The organism is Allomesorhizobium camelthorni, assembly GCF_011045125.1.
Taxonomy (GTDB): domain Bacteria; phylum Pseudomonadota; class Alphaproteobacteria; order Rhizobiales; family Rhizobiaceae; genus Allomesorhizobium; species Allomesorhizobium camelthorni.
On sequence record NZ_JAAKZF010000104.1, the window covers coordinates 1 to 15,221 of the forward strand.

The 15,221-nt window shown below is 56.6% G+C and carries 11 protein-coding genes and 3 pseudogenes; 4 read left to right on the top strand and 10 right to left on the bottom strand.

What is annotated here, in order from left to right; translation table 11 throughout:
• Positions 1 to 275 precede the first annotated feature (275 nt).
• Both G6N73_RS31465 and G6N73_RS31470 read left to right on the top strand, forming a co-directional pair.
• Entirely contained in the window at positions 276 to 1,838 is a 1,563-nt protein-coding gene (locus G6N73_RS31465; RefSeq protein WP_165033860.1) for an ABC transporter substrate-binding protein, read from the top strand.
• 416 nt (positions 1,839 to 2,254) lie between these two features.
• Positions 2,255 to 2,728, top strand: coding sequence for a thioesterase family protein (locus tag G6N73_RS31470; protein ID WP_165033861.1), 474 nt, complete (start codon positions 2,255 to 2,257; stop codon positions 2,726 to 2,728).
• Positions 2,729 to 2,844: 116 nt separating this feature from the next.
• On the opposite strand, the gene G6N73_RS31475 is transcribed toward G6N73_RS31470, so the two are convergent.
• From G6N73_RS31475 to G6N73_RS31490, 4 genes are all read right to left on the bottom strand, one after another.
• Entirely contained in the window at positions 2,845 to 4,536 is a 1,692-nt protein-coding gene (locus G6N73_RS31475; RefSeq protein WP_165033862.1) for an ABC transporter ATP-binding protein, read from the bottom strand.
• A 194-nt stretch (positions 4,537 to 4,730) separates the two neighbouring features.
• On the bottom strand, positions 4,731 to 5,588 hold the full coding sequence (locus tag G6N73_RS31480) for an ABC transporter permease (protein WP_165033863.1): 858 nt from the start codon (positions 5,586 to 5,588) through the stop codon (positions 4,731 to 4,733).
• A gap of 40 nt (positions 5,589 to 5,628) precedes the next feature.
• Positions 5,629 to 6,585, bottom strand: a complete 957-nt coding sequence (locus G6N73_RS31485; protein ID WP_165033864.1) for an ABC transporter permease — start codon at positions 6,583 to 6,585, stop codon at positions 5,629 to 5,631.
• 18 nt (positions 6,586 to 6,603) lie between these two features.
• On the bottom strand, positions 6,604 to 8,190 hold the full coding sequence (locus tag G6N73_RS31490) for an ABC transporter substrate-binding protein (RefSeq protein ID WP_165033865.1): 1,587 nt from the start codon (positions 8,188 to 8,190) through the stop codon (positions 6,604 to 6,606).
• Positions 8,191 to 8,711: 521 nt separating this feature from the next.
• Here G6N73_RS31490 and G6N73_RS31495 point away from each other — a divergent pair.
• Positions 8,712 to 9,035: a LysR family transcriptional regulator gene (locus G6N73_RS31495; RefSeq protein ID WP_165033866.1), complete on the top strand. Its 324-nt coding sequence runs from the start codon at positions 8,712 to 8,714 to the stop codon at positions 9,033 to 9,035.
• 388 nt (positions 9,036 to 9,423) lie between these two features.
• Positions 9,424 to 9,588, top strand: a pseudogene (locus tag G6N73_RS37480) (transposase domain-containing protein); the annotation flags it as partial.
• A gap of 54 nt (positions 9,589 to 9,642) precedes the next feature.
• Here G6N73_RS37480 and G6N73_RS31500 read toward each other — a convergent pair.
• From G6N73_RS31500 to G6N73_RS37495, 6 genes and pseudogenes are all read right to left on the bottom strand, one after another.
• Positions 9,643 to 10,917: an IS256 family transposase gene (locus tag G6N73_RS31500; protein ID WP_165033867.1), complete on the bottom strand. Its 1,275-nt coding sequence runs from the start codon at positions 10,915 to 10,917 to the stop codon at positions 9,643 to 9,645.
• A gap of 103 nt (positions 10,918 to 11,020) precedes the next feature.
• Positions 11,021 to 12,475 carry a betaine-aldehyde dehydrogenase gene (gene betB / locus G6N73_RS31505; protein ID WP_165033868.1) on the bottom strand — a complete coding sequence of 485 codons (1,455 nt, stop codon included), beginning with the start codon at positions 12,473 to 12,475 and terminating at the stop codon, positions 11,021 to 11,023.
• A 172-nt stretch (positions 12,476 to 12,647) separates the two neighbouring features.
• Positions 12,648 to 13,559: a LysR substrate-binding domain-containing protein gene (locus tag G6N73_RS31510; protein WP_165033869.1), complete on the bottom strand. Its 912-nt coding sequence runs from the start codon at positions 13,557 to 13,559 to the stop codon at positions 12,648 to 12,650.
• A gap of 359 nt (positions 13,560 to 13,918) precedes the next feature.
• Entirely contained in the window at positions 13,919 to 14,134 is a 216-nt protein-coding gene (locus tag G6N73_RS31515; protein WP_246252724.1) for a hypothetical protein, read from the bottom strand.
• A gap of 155 nt (positions 14,135 to 14,289) precedes the next feature.
• Positions 14,290 to 14,885, bottom strand: a pseudogene (locus G6N73_RS38855) (enolase C-terminal domain-like protein).
• Positions 14,882 to 15,221 (bottom strand): annotated as a pseudogene (locus G6N73_RS37495) (mandelate racemase/muconate lactonizing enzyme family protein); the annotation flags it as partial. The pseudogenes G6N73_RS38855 and G6N73_RS37495, both read right to left, overlap by 4 nt.

The following is a 15,221-nucleotide window of genomic DNA, read 5'->3' on the forward strand; positions in this document are numbered from 1 at the left end:
TATGAGCGCTGCAGCTACGATGCGCCGTTGGGTGGCAAGACCCTAGAAGAAGTCGCTCGCATATCGCGGACTTTGAGTCACGCGATAGGTGATTTTATTTCGGGGCGCTCGGGAATCGGGCTCATGATAGCGTGAGTTCCGGAAAGCCAAAATGAAGGCCAACCAGTCTATCGAAGGGTTGCAGAACGCCCGTTTGCCGCCTGCCTGGCGGTCCGGACGTTTTGCTCGGGGCTTTGAACGTCACACAAAAGAAATTCGATAGAGGAGAACTGCAAATGGACGAATGGGCGGTAAATCGAAGACGCTTCCTCAAGTCCGCCGCCGCCGGAGCGTTGGCTGTCAGTTCAAGTGGCATCATTCGTCCTGCATTCGCCCAGGATGCTGCTCCGAAGAAAGGTGGTCATTTCAAAATAGGCATTGGTTCCGGGTCTTCGACTGACTCGCTAGATCCTGGCACGTATAATACTACATTTATGCACACGTTGGGCCATAACTTGCATGGTTTCCTCACCGAAGTAGATGCGAACGGCAAATTGGTGGGGGAACTGGCCGAATCTTGGGAGGCTTCTAAAGACGCAAAAACGTGGACTTTCAAACTCCGCAAAGGCGTTGAGTTCCACAACGGAAAATCGTTCGATGCCAACGATGTGCTCGCGACGATCAATTATCATCGCGGCGAACAGTCCAAATCAGGAGCAAAAGGGATCGTTGACTCGATCGAGGACATCCGATCCGACGGCCCTGAAACAGTCGTTGTGGTGCTCAAACAGGGGAATGCGGACTTTCCCTATATGATGGATCACTTCACCTTACCCATCCTCCCCGCGAAGGATGGAAAGCCGGACCTTTCCGGGGTCGGTTGCGGCGGGTATGTTCTTGATGGCATCGACTTCGGCGTAAAGGCAACCTCCAAGCGCTTCGCCAACTACTGGAAGCCGAATGCCGCCTGGTTCGACTCTGTCGAGATCCTGGCGATACTAGATGTCGCTGCTCGTACCAACGCGTTGACGACTGCCCAGATCCACGCGATGGACCGGTGCGACCTAAAGACCGTTCATCTCCTAGAGCGGAACAAGAGCCTAGAGATCGTATCCGTTGGCGGTACTCAACACTATACCTTGCCGATGCTTGTTGATGTTGCACCGTTCGACAACGTGGATATACGCTTGGCGCTCAAATATGCGATCGACCGGCAGCAGCTGCTTGATACCGTGCTATACGGCTATGGCCAGCTCGGCAACGACAACCCGATTGCCCCCGGGACCCGGGACTTCGCCAAAGATCTGCCGCAGCGCGAGTTCGATCCGGAGAAGGCAAGGTTCCACCTCAAGAAGGCTGGACTATCAGATCTGAAAGTGAGTTTATCAGCATCTGACGCCGCATTTTCAGGCGCAGTAGATGCCGCAGCTATCTATCAGCAGAATGCAGCTAAAGCCGGTATTACCGTTGATGTTGTTCGCGAGCCGGCCGATGGTTACTGGGACAATGTCTGGATGAAGAAGCCGTGGTGCTTGAGTTACTGGGGAGGTCGTCCAACTGCGGATTGGATGTTCTCTCAAGTCTATGCTGCTGATGCGAGTTGGAATGAGACCCATTGGAAGAACCCTCGCTTCAACGAACTCTTGGTAGCCGCCCGGCCTGAACTGGACGAGGCAAAGCGGGAGCAGATGTATTCGGAAATGCAGGCTATCTGCAGGGACGATGGTGGCTCTGTCATTCCCCTCTTCGCAAACTACGTCAACGCGCTGTCGAGGAAAATCGGCCATAACCAAATCGGATCGAGCTGGGATTTGGACGGATTCCGCTACGCCGAGCGCTGGTGGTTTGCGGAAGCATAACTCCGATAGCAAACGCTATTTTGTGCAGATAGGTCAGGAGGTCGGTGCGTTGCCATTAATACGCTGACCTCGGTATCTCGACATGAATTGGATTTATGCCGGCGGAGGGCTTTGTTTCCTGCATTGCGTTCACGATGTTCTGTTCATCACAGCTGGGCCCTGTCCCGATGCGTCCCCGCGGTGAATCGGGGAGTAATAGCTGCGGAGTAGCCCTGATAGAGCGCAAACAGGGGGAGCCATGCAGATGCGGAGCTAGCGAGGCTCAACCTGTGATACCGATCTCGAACTGCAGGCGAACTGCGTTCACCACCCCCCACGTCTCTATTGTTGCAATCCTCCGATTAAAGGTAACAAGCGGAAAAATTACTGGAAGTTATAATGCAGCCCGCACCCTATGATAGGAGCTTACTCACGCGATGTTTGTTTCGCTTGTGATAGAAATCGAGAAAGACTGGATAGACTACAACGGTCATCTCAACATGGCCTATTACAACGTGATCTTCGACCGAGCGGGAGAGGATGCGTTCGTGCAGCTAGGCCTTGGGGGCGGTTACGCCCGCGCGCGCGGCTTGACGACCTATGCTGCCGAAGCGCATGTCTGCTATATCCGCGAACTCCACTTCGGACACAGCGTCACCGTCACATTGCAGCTGCTAGACTACGATCAGAAGCGCTTGCACGTCTATCAGGAACTTCGCCACATCGACGGATGGCTGGCGGCAACCTCTGAACAGCTGTGTCTTCATGTGGACATGTCAGGTCCGAAGGTGGTCCCATTTCCCCCCGATATCCTTGCTAATCTGGAACGGATGCACGCTAGCCACGCTATGCTCGGGGTCCCAGTTCGCGCCGGCAGAGCGATCGCAATCAAAAGGAATCCGCGCGCGTAGCGCTGCTTGGCTTGAGGGAGCCGCTGCGCTACGCACGTTCACTTCTATCCCGGAACTGGATATGACAACGCAACATCCTTACGTGCGGTCTGGCCTGGTGGGGACGACGAAACCCGCTAATTCCCGGCGCTTTCCATTCGCCTGGAAGTGATCGCCCTGTCCAACCAGCCGATTTCCATCTCTGGAACAGAAGACAGTAGAAGCTCAGTATATGGATCAAAAGGTGGGCTAAGAACCTGACCTTTTGGTCCGTAGCGGACCACTTGCCCGCGATACATCACCGAGATTGAATCGGCGATCGATCTGACCGTAGCGAGATCGTGGGTAATGAAGAGATAGGCTACTCCCTCGTCCCTCTGCAGCTGCAGCAACAGCTTCAAGATCCCATTGGCCACCAATGGGTCAAGGGCCGAAGTCACCTCGTCGCAAATGATCAAATTCGGCTTTGCCGCAAGGGCCCGGGCGATGCAAACGCGCTGCTTTTGTCCGCCCGACAGCTCTGCCGGATACCGGTTCGCAAGGTCTTTGCCCATTTCGATCTTGTCAAGAAGCTCGGCCACACGCCTGTCGCGCTCTGCACCGCGAATTTCGAAATAGAATTCGAGCGGCCGACCAATGATCGTCGCAACAGTTTGGCGCGGGTTCATCGCAACATCCGCCATTTGATAAATCATTTGAAGTTGGCGAAGATCCTCCTTCGAGCGGTCCCCCAGCAGAGGGGGCAGTTGGCGCCCGTCGAACTGGATGCTGCCTGCCAAAGGTGGTAGCAACCCGGTAATCACCCGCGCCAGCGTCGATTTACCGGACCCCGATTCACCAACCACGGCGAGTGTCTGTCCAGTATGAAGGTCCAGTGAAACGTCGCGTAGGACCTTGATTGCGCCGTCGCCGTAACCTGCTGTCAGACCTTTGGCTGACAGCACAGGCGCATTGCCGCCGTCGTTCTGCTTGTGGTCGATGTGATGTACTGAAACGAGGGCTCGCGTGTATTGCTCGTGCGGGTGGTTGATGATCTGCTGCGTCATTCCCCGCTCTACGAGTTTGCCGTGCCGCAGCACCAGGATCTCGTCCGCGACCTGCGCCACCACCGCCAGGTCGTGGGTGATGTAGATTGCCGCGACGCCGGTGTCACGGATGGCGTCCCGGATCGCCGCCAGCACCTCGATTTGAGTGGTGACGTCGAGCGCCGTGGTCGGTTCGTCGAAGACAATCAGATCAGGCTCCGAGCAGAGCGCCATGGCGGTCATGACGCGCTGCAATTGCCCGCCCGAAACCTGATGGGGGAAACGCCTGCCGATGGTTTCGGAGTCAGGAAGGCCAAGCTTCTTAAACAGCGCAACCGCCCGCTTCTCGGCTTCGGCCCGCGTTGCCATGCCATGCAGAAGTGCTGCCTCCACAACCTGCTCCATCAGCCGATGCGCGGGATTAAATGCCGCGGCGGCCGACTGCGCGACGTAGCACACCTCGCGGCCCCGGAGTTTGCGCATGCCGCTGGCGCCGATCTTCAGAATGTCACGGTCGTTAAGGATCACCTCACCGCCAGTTATCTTCACCCCGCCGCGACCATAACCCATGCTGGCCAGGCCTATCGTGGATTTGCCGGCGCCCGACTCGCCGATCAGCCCCAAAACCCTTCCCCGTTTCAGCGTCAGCGAAACGTCGTCGACGAGGATTACGCTCTTTGGACTCTCGCCGGGTGGGTAGACCGTCGCTTCAATCCGGAGGTTGCGTATGTTGAGCAACGTGTCTCGGTTCTCCGGCCAGCTATCTTTCGCACCTGTAACGCTCACCAAGGCGTCCCCGTTCATGTGTACGAGTTTCTTTAACAACTGCAGGTCCTCATAATCTACGTCCCCTCGATTGATCGAGAACATCCTAAGTCGGCCGCAATGACTTGAACGGGCCGGAACCGAGTCCTCGCCTAGGAACTAGCCGTCACAGTCACTATTTGCCTCGACATGACCTTGCCGTGAAAGCTGCCTAGTGAGCCGTTAGTCCCCGGCTAATCCTCTTTGAGCCCACTTGCCCAATGAAGAAACCAGTCCACAACTAAATTTATGGCTACGGCAAGCAGGGCGATCGCTCCGGCTGGAAGCAGTGGCGTGACATCGCCATACGTAATCAATGTCGCGCTATCGCGAACCATGGAACCCCAGTCCGCAGTCGGAGGCTGGATACCCAACCCAAGAAAAGAGAGCCCGCTGATTAGCAGGAATACGAAACAAAACCGGAGGCCGAATTCGGCTATGAGCGTCGGGGCAATGTTTGGCAGGATCTCTCGTGTCATGATCCAAATGGGGCCTTCACCGCGGAGCCTCGCCGCTTCGACATAGTCCAAGACGGCGACGTTAATCGCGACAGCTCGCGTAAGCCGAAAAACGCGGGTGGAATCCAGAACAGCAATAACAACTATGAGGGTTGGAATTGAGGTACCGAAAATCGACAGAAGGAGCAGTGCGAAGATCAATTGCGGTATGGACATCAAAACGTCGACGAGGCGCGATAGCAGCTGATCTGTCCAACCTCCGAAGGTGGCAGCTGCCAACCCTGCTGAGCAGCCTAGGGAAAAGGCGAGGACGGTCGTCACCAGCGCAATGCCGAGGGTATTTCTGGCGCCGAACACAAGTCTCGTGAACATGTCACGGCCTAAGTTGTCAGTGCCTAGCCAAAACTGAGCGCTCCAGGGTTCGAACGGCGTTGCAACAATTTCGGCTTCGCCGTAGGGCGCGAGATGAGGAGCGAAAAGGGCTGTCAGCATATAGAGTATGATGATCGATATTCCGAATTTCGCGCTCAACGGTGCCGATTTAAATTTACTGACTCCGGTCCGGATGACCCTTGGGGAATGCAAAAAAGTCATGATCTATAGCTCCAAGGCCGTCCAGCAAACGGATTGCGCCTCATTTCGGACGCATCAGGCGAGGGTTCATGACTATAGATAGGACGTCGGCCGTTAGATTGAGCAGAACGTACGTTGCCGCGAATATAAGACTACACGCCTGGACAACCGGGATGTCTCTTTTCTGCACCGAATCGACAATGAGCTGGCCAAGCCCCGGATAAACAAACACGACCTCAACCACCACCACGCCGGTAATGAGATAGGCGAGATTGAGGACGATGACAGTGGCGATCGGCCCCAGTGCATTGGGCAGCGCATGTCTGACAAGGACGCGCCACTCCGGTAGACCTTTCAGTCGCGCTGTCTCGATGTACTGATTGCCCAGAAGATTGACAATTGAGGTTCTTGTCATTCTCAACATATGGGCCAGGACTACGACCGCCAAGGTAAGCGCTGGCAGGGCCATTGCAGTAAGACGTCCAAGGGCGCTTGTGCTTTGATCAACGTCGGAGAGGCTAGGAAGGATGCCAGCATTAACAGCGAGAAACAGGATGAGGATGTAAGCGACGAAAAACTCAGGGAATGAAATGGAGGCAAGCGTGACCACATTTATGGCACGATCGATGAACGTGTTCCTATAGAGCGCTGACACGATCCCCCCAATCAGAGCCAAAGGAACCGAAATTACTGCAGCACTCGCGGCGAGGAGCAGAGTATTAAAAAGCCTCGGCTCTATGAGCTCCGCTATGTCCCTGCCATTGGCGAGCGCCGTCCCAAAGTTTCCCTGCAGTATCGACCTGAGCCAGTCAAAATAGCGCAGATAGGCCGGTATATCGAGCCCAAGGCTTTTACGGAGAGCTGCGACAGTCTCGGGTGTTGCAGACTGCCCGAGGAGTTCCGTGGCGATATCGCCAGGGAGGAGTTGGACCCCCGCGAAAATGATCAGTGAAACGATCCATAAGGTCAGCGCACCGAAGGCGACGCGCTGACCGATGATCTTTGCTATCGATTCCATAATGGAGACTACAATTCCCTACACATCCGTGAGCCACCAGCGCTCAGCGCAACGGAAGCTGTCCAAGTCCCAATTCGACCCGATTTTGTTATGACCGACTTTCGTCGATAGAGCGTTCACATAGTTCGCGAAGACGGGAATGATTGTGCCGCCATCGTCTCTGCATAGGCTCTGCATCTCAATGTACATATCGAGCCGTTTCGCGTCGTCCAATTCACTCCTCGCAGCTATCAGGAGTTCATTGAAGCGAGGGTTCTTCCAGTGGGATTCATTCCAGTCAGCTCCAGCCTCGTAAGCAGTGGAGAACGTCCAGTCCGCGGTTGGCCTGCCGCCCCAGTAGTTGGCGGTAAAAGGCTTCTTCATCCACACGTTGTCATAATATCCGTCCGCGGGTGCGCGGACAACGTCGATGGTGATCCCAGCTTTCGCAGCGTCCTGCTGATAAAGCACTCCGGCGTCAACTGCGCCGGTGTAGGCAGCATCGGACGCGTAGTACTGCACTTTCAAATCCGAGAGTCCGGCCTTCTTAAGGTGGAATTTTGCTTTTTCAGGATCGTATTCTCGCTTCGGCAGGTTCTTGGCAAAGAAACGGTTAGAACTGGCAATTGGATGGTCGTTGCCGAGTTGTCCGTACCCATTAAGCAAAGTGTCGAGTAATTGTTGCCGGTTCATTGCATACTTTAAGGCAAGACGCACATCAACGTTGTCAAACGGAGCAGCATCTACGAACATTCCGAGGGAATAATGCTGGGTGCCACCGACAGAGGTGATCTCCAGGCCCTTATTTCGCTTCAGAAGATTTAGGGTCTTCAGGTCGCATCTGTCCATCGCGTGGATCTGGCCCGTCGTCAAAGCATTGGTTCGCGCAGTGACATCACGAATCGCCAAGACCTCGAAGGAGTCGAGCCAAGCCGAATCCGGCTTCCAATAGTTGGCAAATCGCTTGGCAGTAGCCTTTACGCCGAAGTCGATTCCATCGAGAACGTACCCGCCGCAACCGACGCCGGAGATGTCGGGTTTCCCGTCCTTAGCCGGCATAATGGCGAGCTGATAATGCTCCATAAGGTATGGAAAATCCACGTTACCTGCCGTCAGCGAGATCACAACTGTCGCCGGGCCATCCGAACGAATGTCCTGCACGGTCTTAAGGGGATTCTTCATGCCTGACTTGGTCTGGTCGCCGCGATGGTGGTTGATTGAGGCGACTACGTCGTCGGCATCCAAGCTTTTGCCGTTATGGAACTCTACTCCGTTGCGAAGCTTGAAAGTCCAGGTTCTGGCATCTTTTGAGGGTTCCCAGGATTCGGCAAGTTCGCCGACCAGATTGCCATCGGGGCTCATCTCGGTGAGATAGCCATGGAGACTATGACCGAAGATATACATGAACGTCTCGTAATACGTGGCAGGATCGAGTGTGTCGGATGTCGACCCAGAACCGACGCCGATTTTGAAGTGCCCGCCTTTCTTTGGGGTAGTAACTTCAGCCAAAGACGGCAGGATTCCACTTGCCGAACCGATGCCGATCGCGCCGATTGCTGCGGCGGACTGTAGGAAGCGCCTGCGGTTAACGGCAGACAGCGGCGAAAAATCATACCCTTTGACCATTGTAGTTCTCCTCTGTGAGCATCATTCTCTTGGTGACGTCTTCGTATTTTTGACGTAGCGAAAGCATGTGGCGCGCAAGCATCAATCAGCTTCGATCCGCACCGGTCATTATCGACAAATCTCTCCCGCGCGCAGCCGATAATTCACGCTAACATGACCGACTGACTCAAGAGCGCGCAAAAAAGTCATCTAGCGCATGACTTTATTTCGTTTCGATCTGCCAACGCATCGAGCGATAGCTGAGGTGCGCCGGTCCGGCCTCTATGATGCTGCCGGGGAGTTTCGAGATCCGCCTTGAGGGTAATTGGGCTACCATCAAATAGTACTCTGGCATGCATGATGAACATAATGAAGAAATGCTTAGGAATACGCCGCGCGGGCAGTAAGCACACAACTGGCTTGGACACAGGATAGCGCAATGACGTTGTGGAGTCGGTAAGGTGGCGGCAGTCTTTATGAGCCAGAAAACGACGTGGATACCCGTCGTCGGTTGGCGACCGCCGATCTGACTGGAGTGTTCAATGGATCATCCCTATCATAGTCTGCCGTGCCTGAGTGCCCTCGAGGTATTCGAGGCATTTGCGCGCCATCTCTCGTTCAAGCTTGCGGCTTCCGAGCTAAACCTGAACGCGGGAGAGGTTCGTCGGCAGGTCAAGGTCATTGAGGACGAGCTTGGCGTTTCCCTGTTTGTGGCGCATGGGGCGGACGTCGTTCTTACCGCCCCTGGCAAAGACATCCACACTGTGATGGCAAGCATTTTTTCCACGACATGCGATGTCCTCACGACCATTAAGCGCGGCCGTAGGGAGATGTCACCCTTGCCTCCACCGGAGCGCTCGCGCTGATCTGGCTGATACCGCGAGATTCGGCTCAATACCTGACGGATGTGGTCATGGGCTGGAATGACTGGCGCCAACATGGGTCGAAGACGGCAGCTCGTGAGGTCACCGACCATCGAGCTCGATGTTCCGGGAGGATGCCTTGCGGCTGCTCGTTTTCCTTCGGTGTTGATCTTGCTGTTGGCTCGCAGCTTGATGATCTGCTCAGCGCTGGTGTCGAGGCTTGGCTGTAGGTGATGAAGACACGCCGTGTGGCGTAATGCGCCACAAGTCCTGAAGAGCAATCGATCGTCACCCGGCCGCATTCTTTTGTATGGGCTTTCAACAATTGTTTGTCCTGACCACGAAGGTTTACGGCGCGCTGCCGTTCTCTGCAGGTTGTTCTTCCAAATCAAATGACGTCGACCCTCAGGCCTGGCTCGCCGATATCTTGGCGCGCATCGCGGTCCACTCAACACAGCGGACCGACGGACTCCCCTTAGAGTTGGCGCGCGAGGCCCCCACGCCGCAGCCGACTCACACATTCGCACCAACCAGGTTTAAGCGCCAGCACTTCTAGGGGATGTCCCGAAGCTTGTTGAACTTCGGCTGAGCGACGTTGCGCGATATCATGTTACGCAGCCCTCGATGCCGGGGCAACGATCTTTGCGGCTGGGCGATCCTGATGGGCGATCAGTGCAGCCCGCAGGATCGGCAACTGCTTGTGAGCCTTGAGTTTGCGGAAGCCCTTGGCTGCTTCGATCATGCCGGCTGCGACCCATCTGAGGGCCATCTTGCCATTGCGCCACCGCTTCACGTTGCGCGTGACGCGCCGGATCGTGCCCATCATGTTCTCGGCGATGTTGGTGCAGGCGAGCGAGCGGCGAAGCTCCATGGGCAGTTTCAGACGAACGACGGTGAGGATCTCGTCCAGCCCCTCCAGGATGCTGGCTGCAACACCCGGCCGCTCCTGATCGAGCCGGCGTGCGAGGTTTCGGATCAGCTTCTCGGCCTTGGCCGCATCATCGAGCTCCCAGGCTTGGCGCAGCACCCGGCGCGTTGCGGCGTGAAGCTCCTTCGGCAGGCGGTCCATGATGTTGCGCGCCTTGTGAATCTGGCAGCGCTGGATCGCGACGGTCTTGCCGAAAGTCGCGCGTATCGCCTTGGACAGCGCCTTGGCGCCGTCGACGATGAACAACCCCGCCACCGCCGGATCGAGCCCGCGCTCCACCAGATTGTCCAAAAGCGCCTGAACGGTGGCGGCGTTCTCGGTCGCGCCCTCGACCACGGCGAGAGGATGTTTGCCGCCTTCGCCGTCAATGCCGATCGCGGCGACGAGCACGAGATCCTCGCTCACATGCAGCCCGTCGATCTGGATGACCAGGAGGTCGAGATCAGACAGATCGGCGCTCATGAAGGCGTCGAGCTTCTCCGTCGACAAGGCCACGAAGCGTCGCGACGCCGCCGATTTCGACACGCCGCTGCCATGACCCGCCGGCACGTCGCCTTCCGGAAGCCGCACCGCCCGTCCGAACCGCCGCGTCGAGACGTTGATCAGCATCAGGTTCATCGCCCAGCGGCCGAGCCAGTCCTCCGACACCGCGCGATCCCAGCTCGCGATCGCAATCTCCCGCCCATCGACGGTCCGGACCCGGGGACGTTCGACTGCGACCTTGCCGCCGTGAAACCCGATCCGGCCGCGCGTCGAGCCCCAGCGATGCGCCGCGCGCTCTTCAACCCGGCCATGGCGCGGACCGCAGGCCGCTTCGACATCCGCCTCCATCATCGCGCCCAGCGCCTCCATTCCCGCCGCAAGGCAGAGCCTCTCGAAGCTCTCCTGAACGTCGGCGAACGCTTCTTCCAAAGCTCCGGTCGCCGGAGCCGTCGGCAATGTGTTATTTCTCTTCATGGCGTTGCTCTCCTCAGTGGATTCGACACCCCGAGCCTACAGGCTCGAGGCGGGCAACGCCGCTCCTTCAGATTTTCAACAATGACCGGGACATCCCCCACTTCTAGTAAGGGGCTCGCAGTTCATTCATAGAGACATAGATAGTTTTCATCTCTGTATAGTGGTGTAACGCAAGCTTGGAATTTTCCCGGCCGACGCCGGATAACTTTGAACCACCGAAGGGCGCTTCGACGGGCGCGAGATTATAGGTGTTGATGTAGCAGGTTCCTGCTTCGAACCCCTTGGCCACCCGATGGGCTCGCGTAAGATCGCGAGTGAATACGCCTGCCGCCAGGCCGAACTCTGTGGCATTGGCTCGTGCAATTACCTCCTCTTCAGTTTCGAATTCCAGCACGGACATGACAGGACCGAAGATTTCCTCTCGCGCAATCGTCATTTTGTCTGTTACATCAGCAAAGACAGTGGGCTGCAAATAAAAGCCCGGCCTGTCCAGTTGAAATCCCCCGTAAACGAGACGCGCGCCCTCCGCGAGGCCTTTGGCAATATAAGCCTTCACTATTTCGACCTGACGTTCACTTACCAAAGGTCCAAAATTGACCTCCGGGTCCATAGGGTCGCCAATTTTGGCTGAATCCAGTCTTGAGGATAGCCTCTCAAGGAAGGCAGTCTTTATTCGTTTTTGTACGAAGACGCGTGTGCCGTTAGAGCAGACTTGGCCTGACGAAAAAAAGTTTCCTATGATCGCACCGCTGACGGAATTCTCAAGATCTGCGTCGTCGAAAACAATCAGTGGCGATTTTCCGCCAAGTTCCATCGTAACGTGTTTCATCCCCTCGGCTGCAGCCGCGTATACCTTGCGCCCCGTCGGAACAGACCCGGTAAGGGACACTTTGGCGACGCGCCGATCGGCCACGAGGGCGGCTCCAACATCGCCATATCCCTGCACAACGTTGAACACGCCCTTCGGAGCACCGGCTTCCACAAGTGCTTCAGCAAGCTTGAGCGCAGATAGCGGCGTCGTTTCCGACGGCTTGAAAATCATTGCATTGCCGCAAGCCAACGCCGGTGCAGCCTTGGAACAGGCAATCTGGATCGGATAGTTCCAAGCGCCTATACCAACACACACGCCAAGTGGCTCGGGTATTGTGTAGGCAAAATCCCCGTTGGCCAGGGGGATATATTCGCCGGTCAGGCTCGCAGCCAGTCCGCCAAAATACTCCAATGCATCGGCTCCGGAAGAAACATCCGCCACGAGCGTTTCCTGGATAGGTTTGCCGGTGTCGTGCGTCTCCAGTTCAGAAAGGTCGTAGTTGCGGGCACGCAAGATATCGGCTGCTCGACGCAGAACGCGTCCGCGCTCGGTTCCGGTCATAGCGCCCCATTCCTTTTGCGCGGCCATTGCCGACTGGAGCGCCTTTTCCACGACATCTGGCGTGGCGGCGTGAAGTCGAGCGATTGTCTCACCAGTGGCTGGATATAGAACCCGGATCGCTTCGCCGCCTGCGCTCTCGACATATTGTCCATCAATAAAGTGGCTGGCCTTCGGCTGAAATCTCATTCCCATTGGGCGTCCTTATTGCAGTTCTACGGAAGCGGGACAGGCTATTGCCCGCCACTCCTGGCTTACTCGGCCATCACTTGGGACGCGGTCGGGCTGCAGAGGTTCGGATCGGCGGTATATCCCTGGCCGCAAAGAAGCAGAATGCAGCCCAGCCTAAGTGCTCCAGCGATCAGCATTCCTGCTCTTGGGCGGCCATCTCTCTCAACCATTTTCGAAAGAGTTCGGCTGCTGGAGATAGCGTTCGGTTGTCGTTCCAGGTGACATAATACCCCCCGGGAGAAGGCAGCTCAAGGTCAGTTATCCTGACTAACTTTCCCTCCTTTATCAACGGATGCACCAGCCTGTGCCAACCTACGGCAACCCCTTGGTCGGCCTGAGCGGCCTGCATTGTCACGGATAATTTGCCGAATCTGCAGCCCCGCGGAGTGCTGTGGGGTATCGCCGCGCGCCGGAATACTTCGTCCCATCCAATCCAATCCGGATCAACCCAATTGAAGTGTAGGAGGCGAAGTTCGGGCAGCGACTCCGCTGTGGCATCCATGTGCTCCTGGGCGAAGCCGGGCCCACACACGGGATAGATTGTATCGTCAAACAGCGGCTCGGCTCTTTCGTCCGGCCATGAACCGGATCCGTAGCGGATTCGCAACTCGACTTCCGCGCGCCGATAGTCTTTCGCATTGTCTGAAATGAGATGATCAACCGCGATTTCTGGATGGCGGTTCCAGAAACCCGGCATACGAGGCATCAGCCACATCGATGCAATGCTGTCTGAGCAGGCAAGTGTAACGTTCTTGGAGCAATCACCCCGCTTGACGCTTTTGAAAACCTCAGAGGCCCTTGAAAAACCGCTTGCCAGGACTGCATAAAGATCCTCACCGGCATTGGTGAGCATGACCCCGGTTCGAAGCCGTACGAAGAGAGGCACCCCAATCTCTTCCTCAACGGCTTTAATCTGTCGGCTGACGGCCCCTGGCGTCACATTGAGTTCGGTAGCCGCGAGCTTAAACGACAGATGCCTTGCAGATGCCTCGAACACTGCAAGGGCGGTTAGGGACGGCAGATCGTAGTAGCGACGAACCATAGAACACGCAACCAAATTGGCCGCCCCAAAATCTGAGCAGCGCTCTAGTCAAAACCGGTGGGGAGCATCGCCTTCAGAACGTTAGTGATCTTGAGCGTGCCACCGGACTCAGCCCGTGTGCACCGCGACGGATTTGTCAGCGGCGCCATGGGACCGCAGCGGCTGTGAGCTTAAGCGTGTGTGAGCATTGTTTTCTCCTGTTGCATTCCAGGCGATGTCCCAGGTGGCAAGAGCCTACCAAGGTGGTTCCTCACGCCGGGATTATAGGAACATCGTGCATTTAACTAACGAATATAATTCGACGCTGACATCGACTTTCTCGATAAACCGGCCTGTTGATCAGCCGATGGCATATCGCTTCACAGCAGCCTCATCAAAGGAGAGACCCGACCGGGGCGGGTTGGTTTCGCCATCCAGGCCTGCTCCATCAGGAACTTGGAGACGGCCGTGACGATCGAGCCCGAAGCCCAGTTCATCTCGGTAATGGTGACGTCGCCGCATTTCGCCTCGGCCGCGGTCGCGGCGATGGTAGCAATGAAGGCGGCGGCAGTGAGTTTTAGCGTGTGTGAGGGCATTGTTTTCTCCTGTTGGTGTTCCATTCCAGGCGATGTCCCAAGTGGTCAGAGCGTACGTAGGCGGTTCTCCACATCCGAACTTATAGGAAGACCGAAGATTGACCTAGCGAATATAATTAGACCGTGACATCGACTTTTCCGATACAGGGCAATGGTCAGTCGATGGCGTATCGCTCCACAGCAGCCTCATCAAAGGAGAAACCCGACCCGGGGCGGGTTGGTATGAGGATGTCGCCATTGACGATCTCCATCTGTTCCTGAAACAGCGGGTCATACCACGGCATATGCTCCACTGATATGCAGTTGGCCGATGATCCGGCAATGCACAGGCTGTGCTCGGTGAAGATGTGGGTGGATATTGGCAGGCAGTACGCTTCCGCCAAGGCCGCCACGCGGCACATTTCGTAAGCCCTTTAATCCTTTGAAAGTCTGGCATCAACACATCGGCGGCGCGATCGTCGATCGTGTTGCGGATGCCGAAGCGTGTCCACTCAGTCTCACCTGAAGCAATCGCCATATCGAGCGCATTCCGGACCTCGGCCTGGCCGACGAGGTCGTGGACCGAAACCGGCTCCTCGAGCCAGCCGATGTAGAGCTCCTCAAGCATCCTGCCAAGACGGATGGCCTGCTTTGGCGTGAGCGCTTGGTTGGCGTCCGTCAGGATTTCGATGGAGGGTCCGACCGCCTCCCGAACCGCCTTGACACGCTCGTAATCCTTTCGCGGATCGGCATTGCCGACACGAACTTTCATCGCCAAAAAGCCTTGGTCGGGAAGCGAGCCGCTTCCTCGACCAATTCATCGATACTCTGGGACAGCCAGAGCCCGCCGCTGGCGTAAGTCCGAACTCGATCCCTGCAGGCGCCGAAAAGATGATGCAGCGGCCGGTCCGCGCTTTTGCCGACCAGATCCCAGCACGCCGTGTCGAGCGCGGAGAGGGCTGAAATTGTGACGCCAGCATAGCCAGTTGGATTGATTTCAGACCAGATGGCTGAATTGATCGCCGTCACATAGTGGGGATCCTGGCCCACGACAGGGGCAGCGGCCGGCAACGAGGCGATCACCGCGTCCGCGACGGCCTCTGAGGCA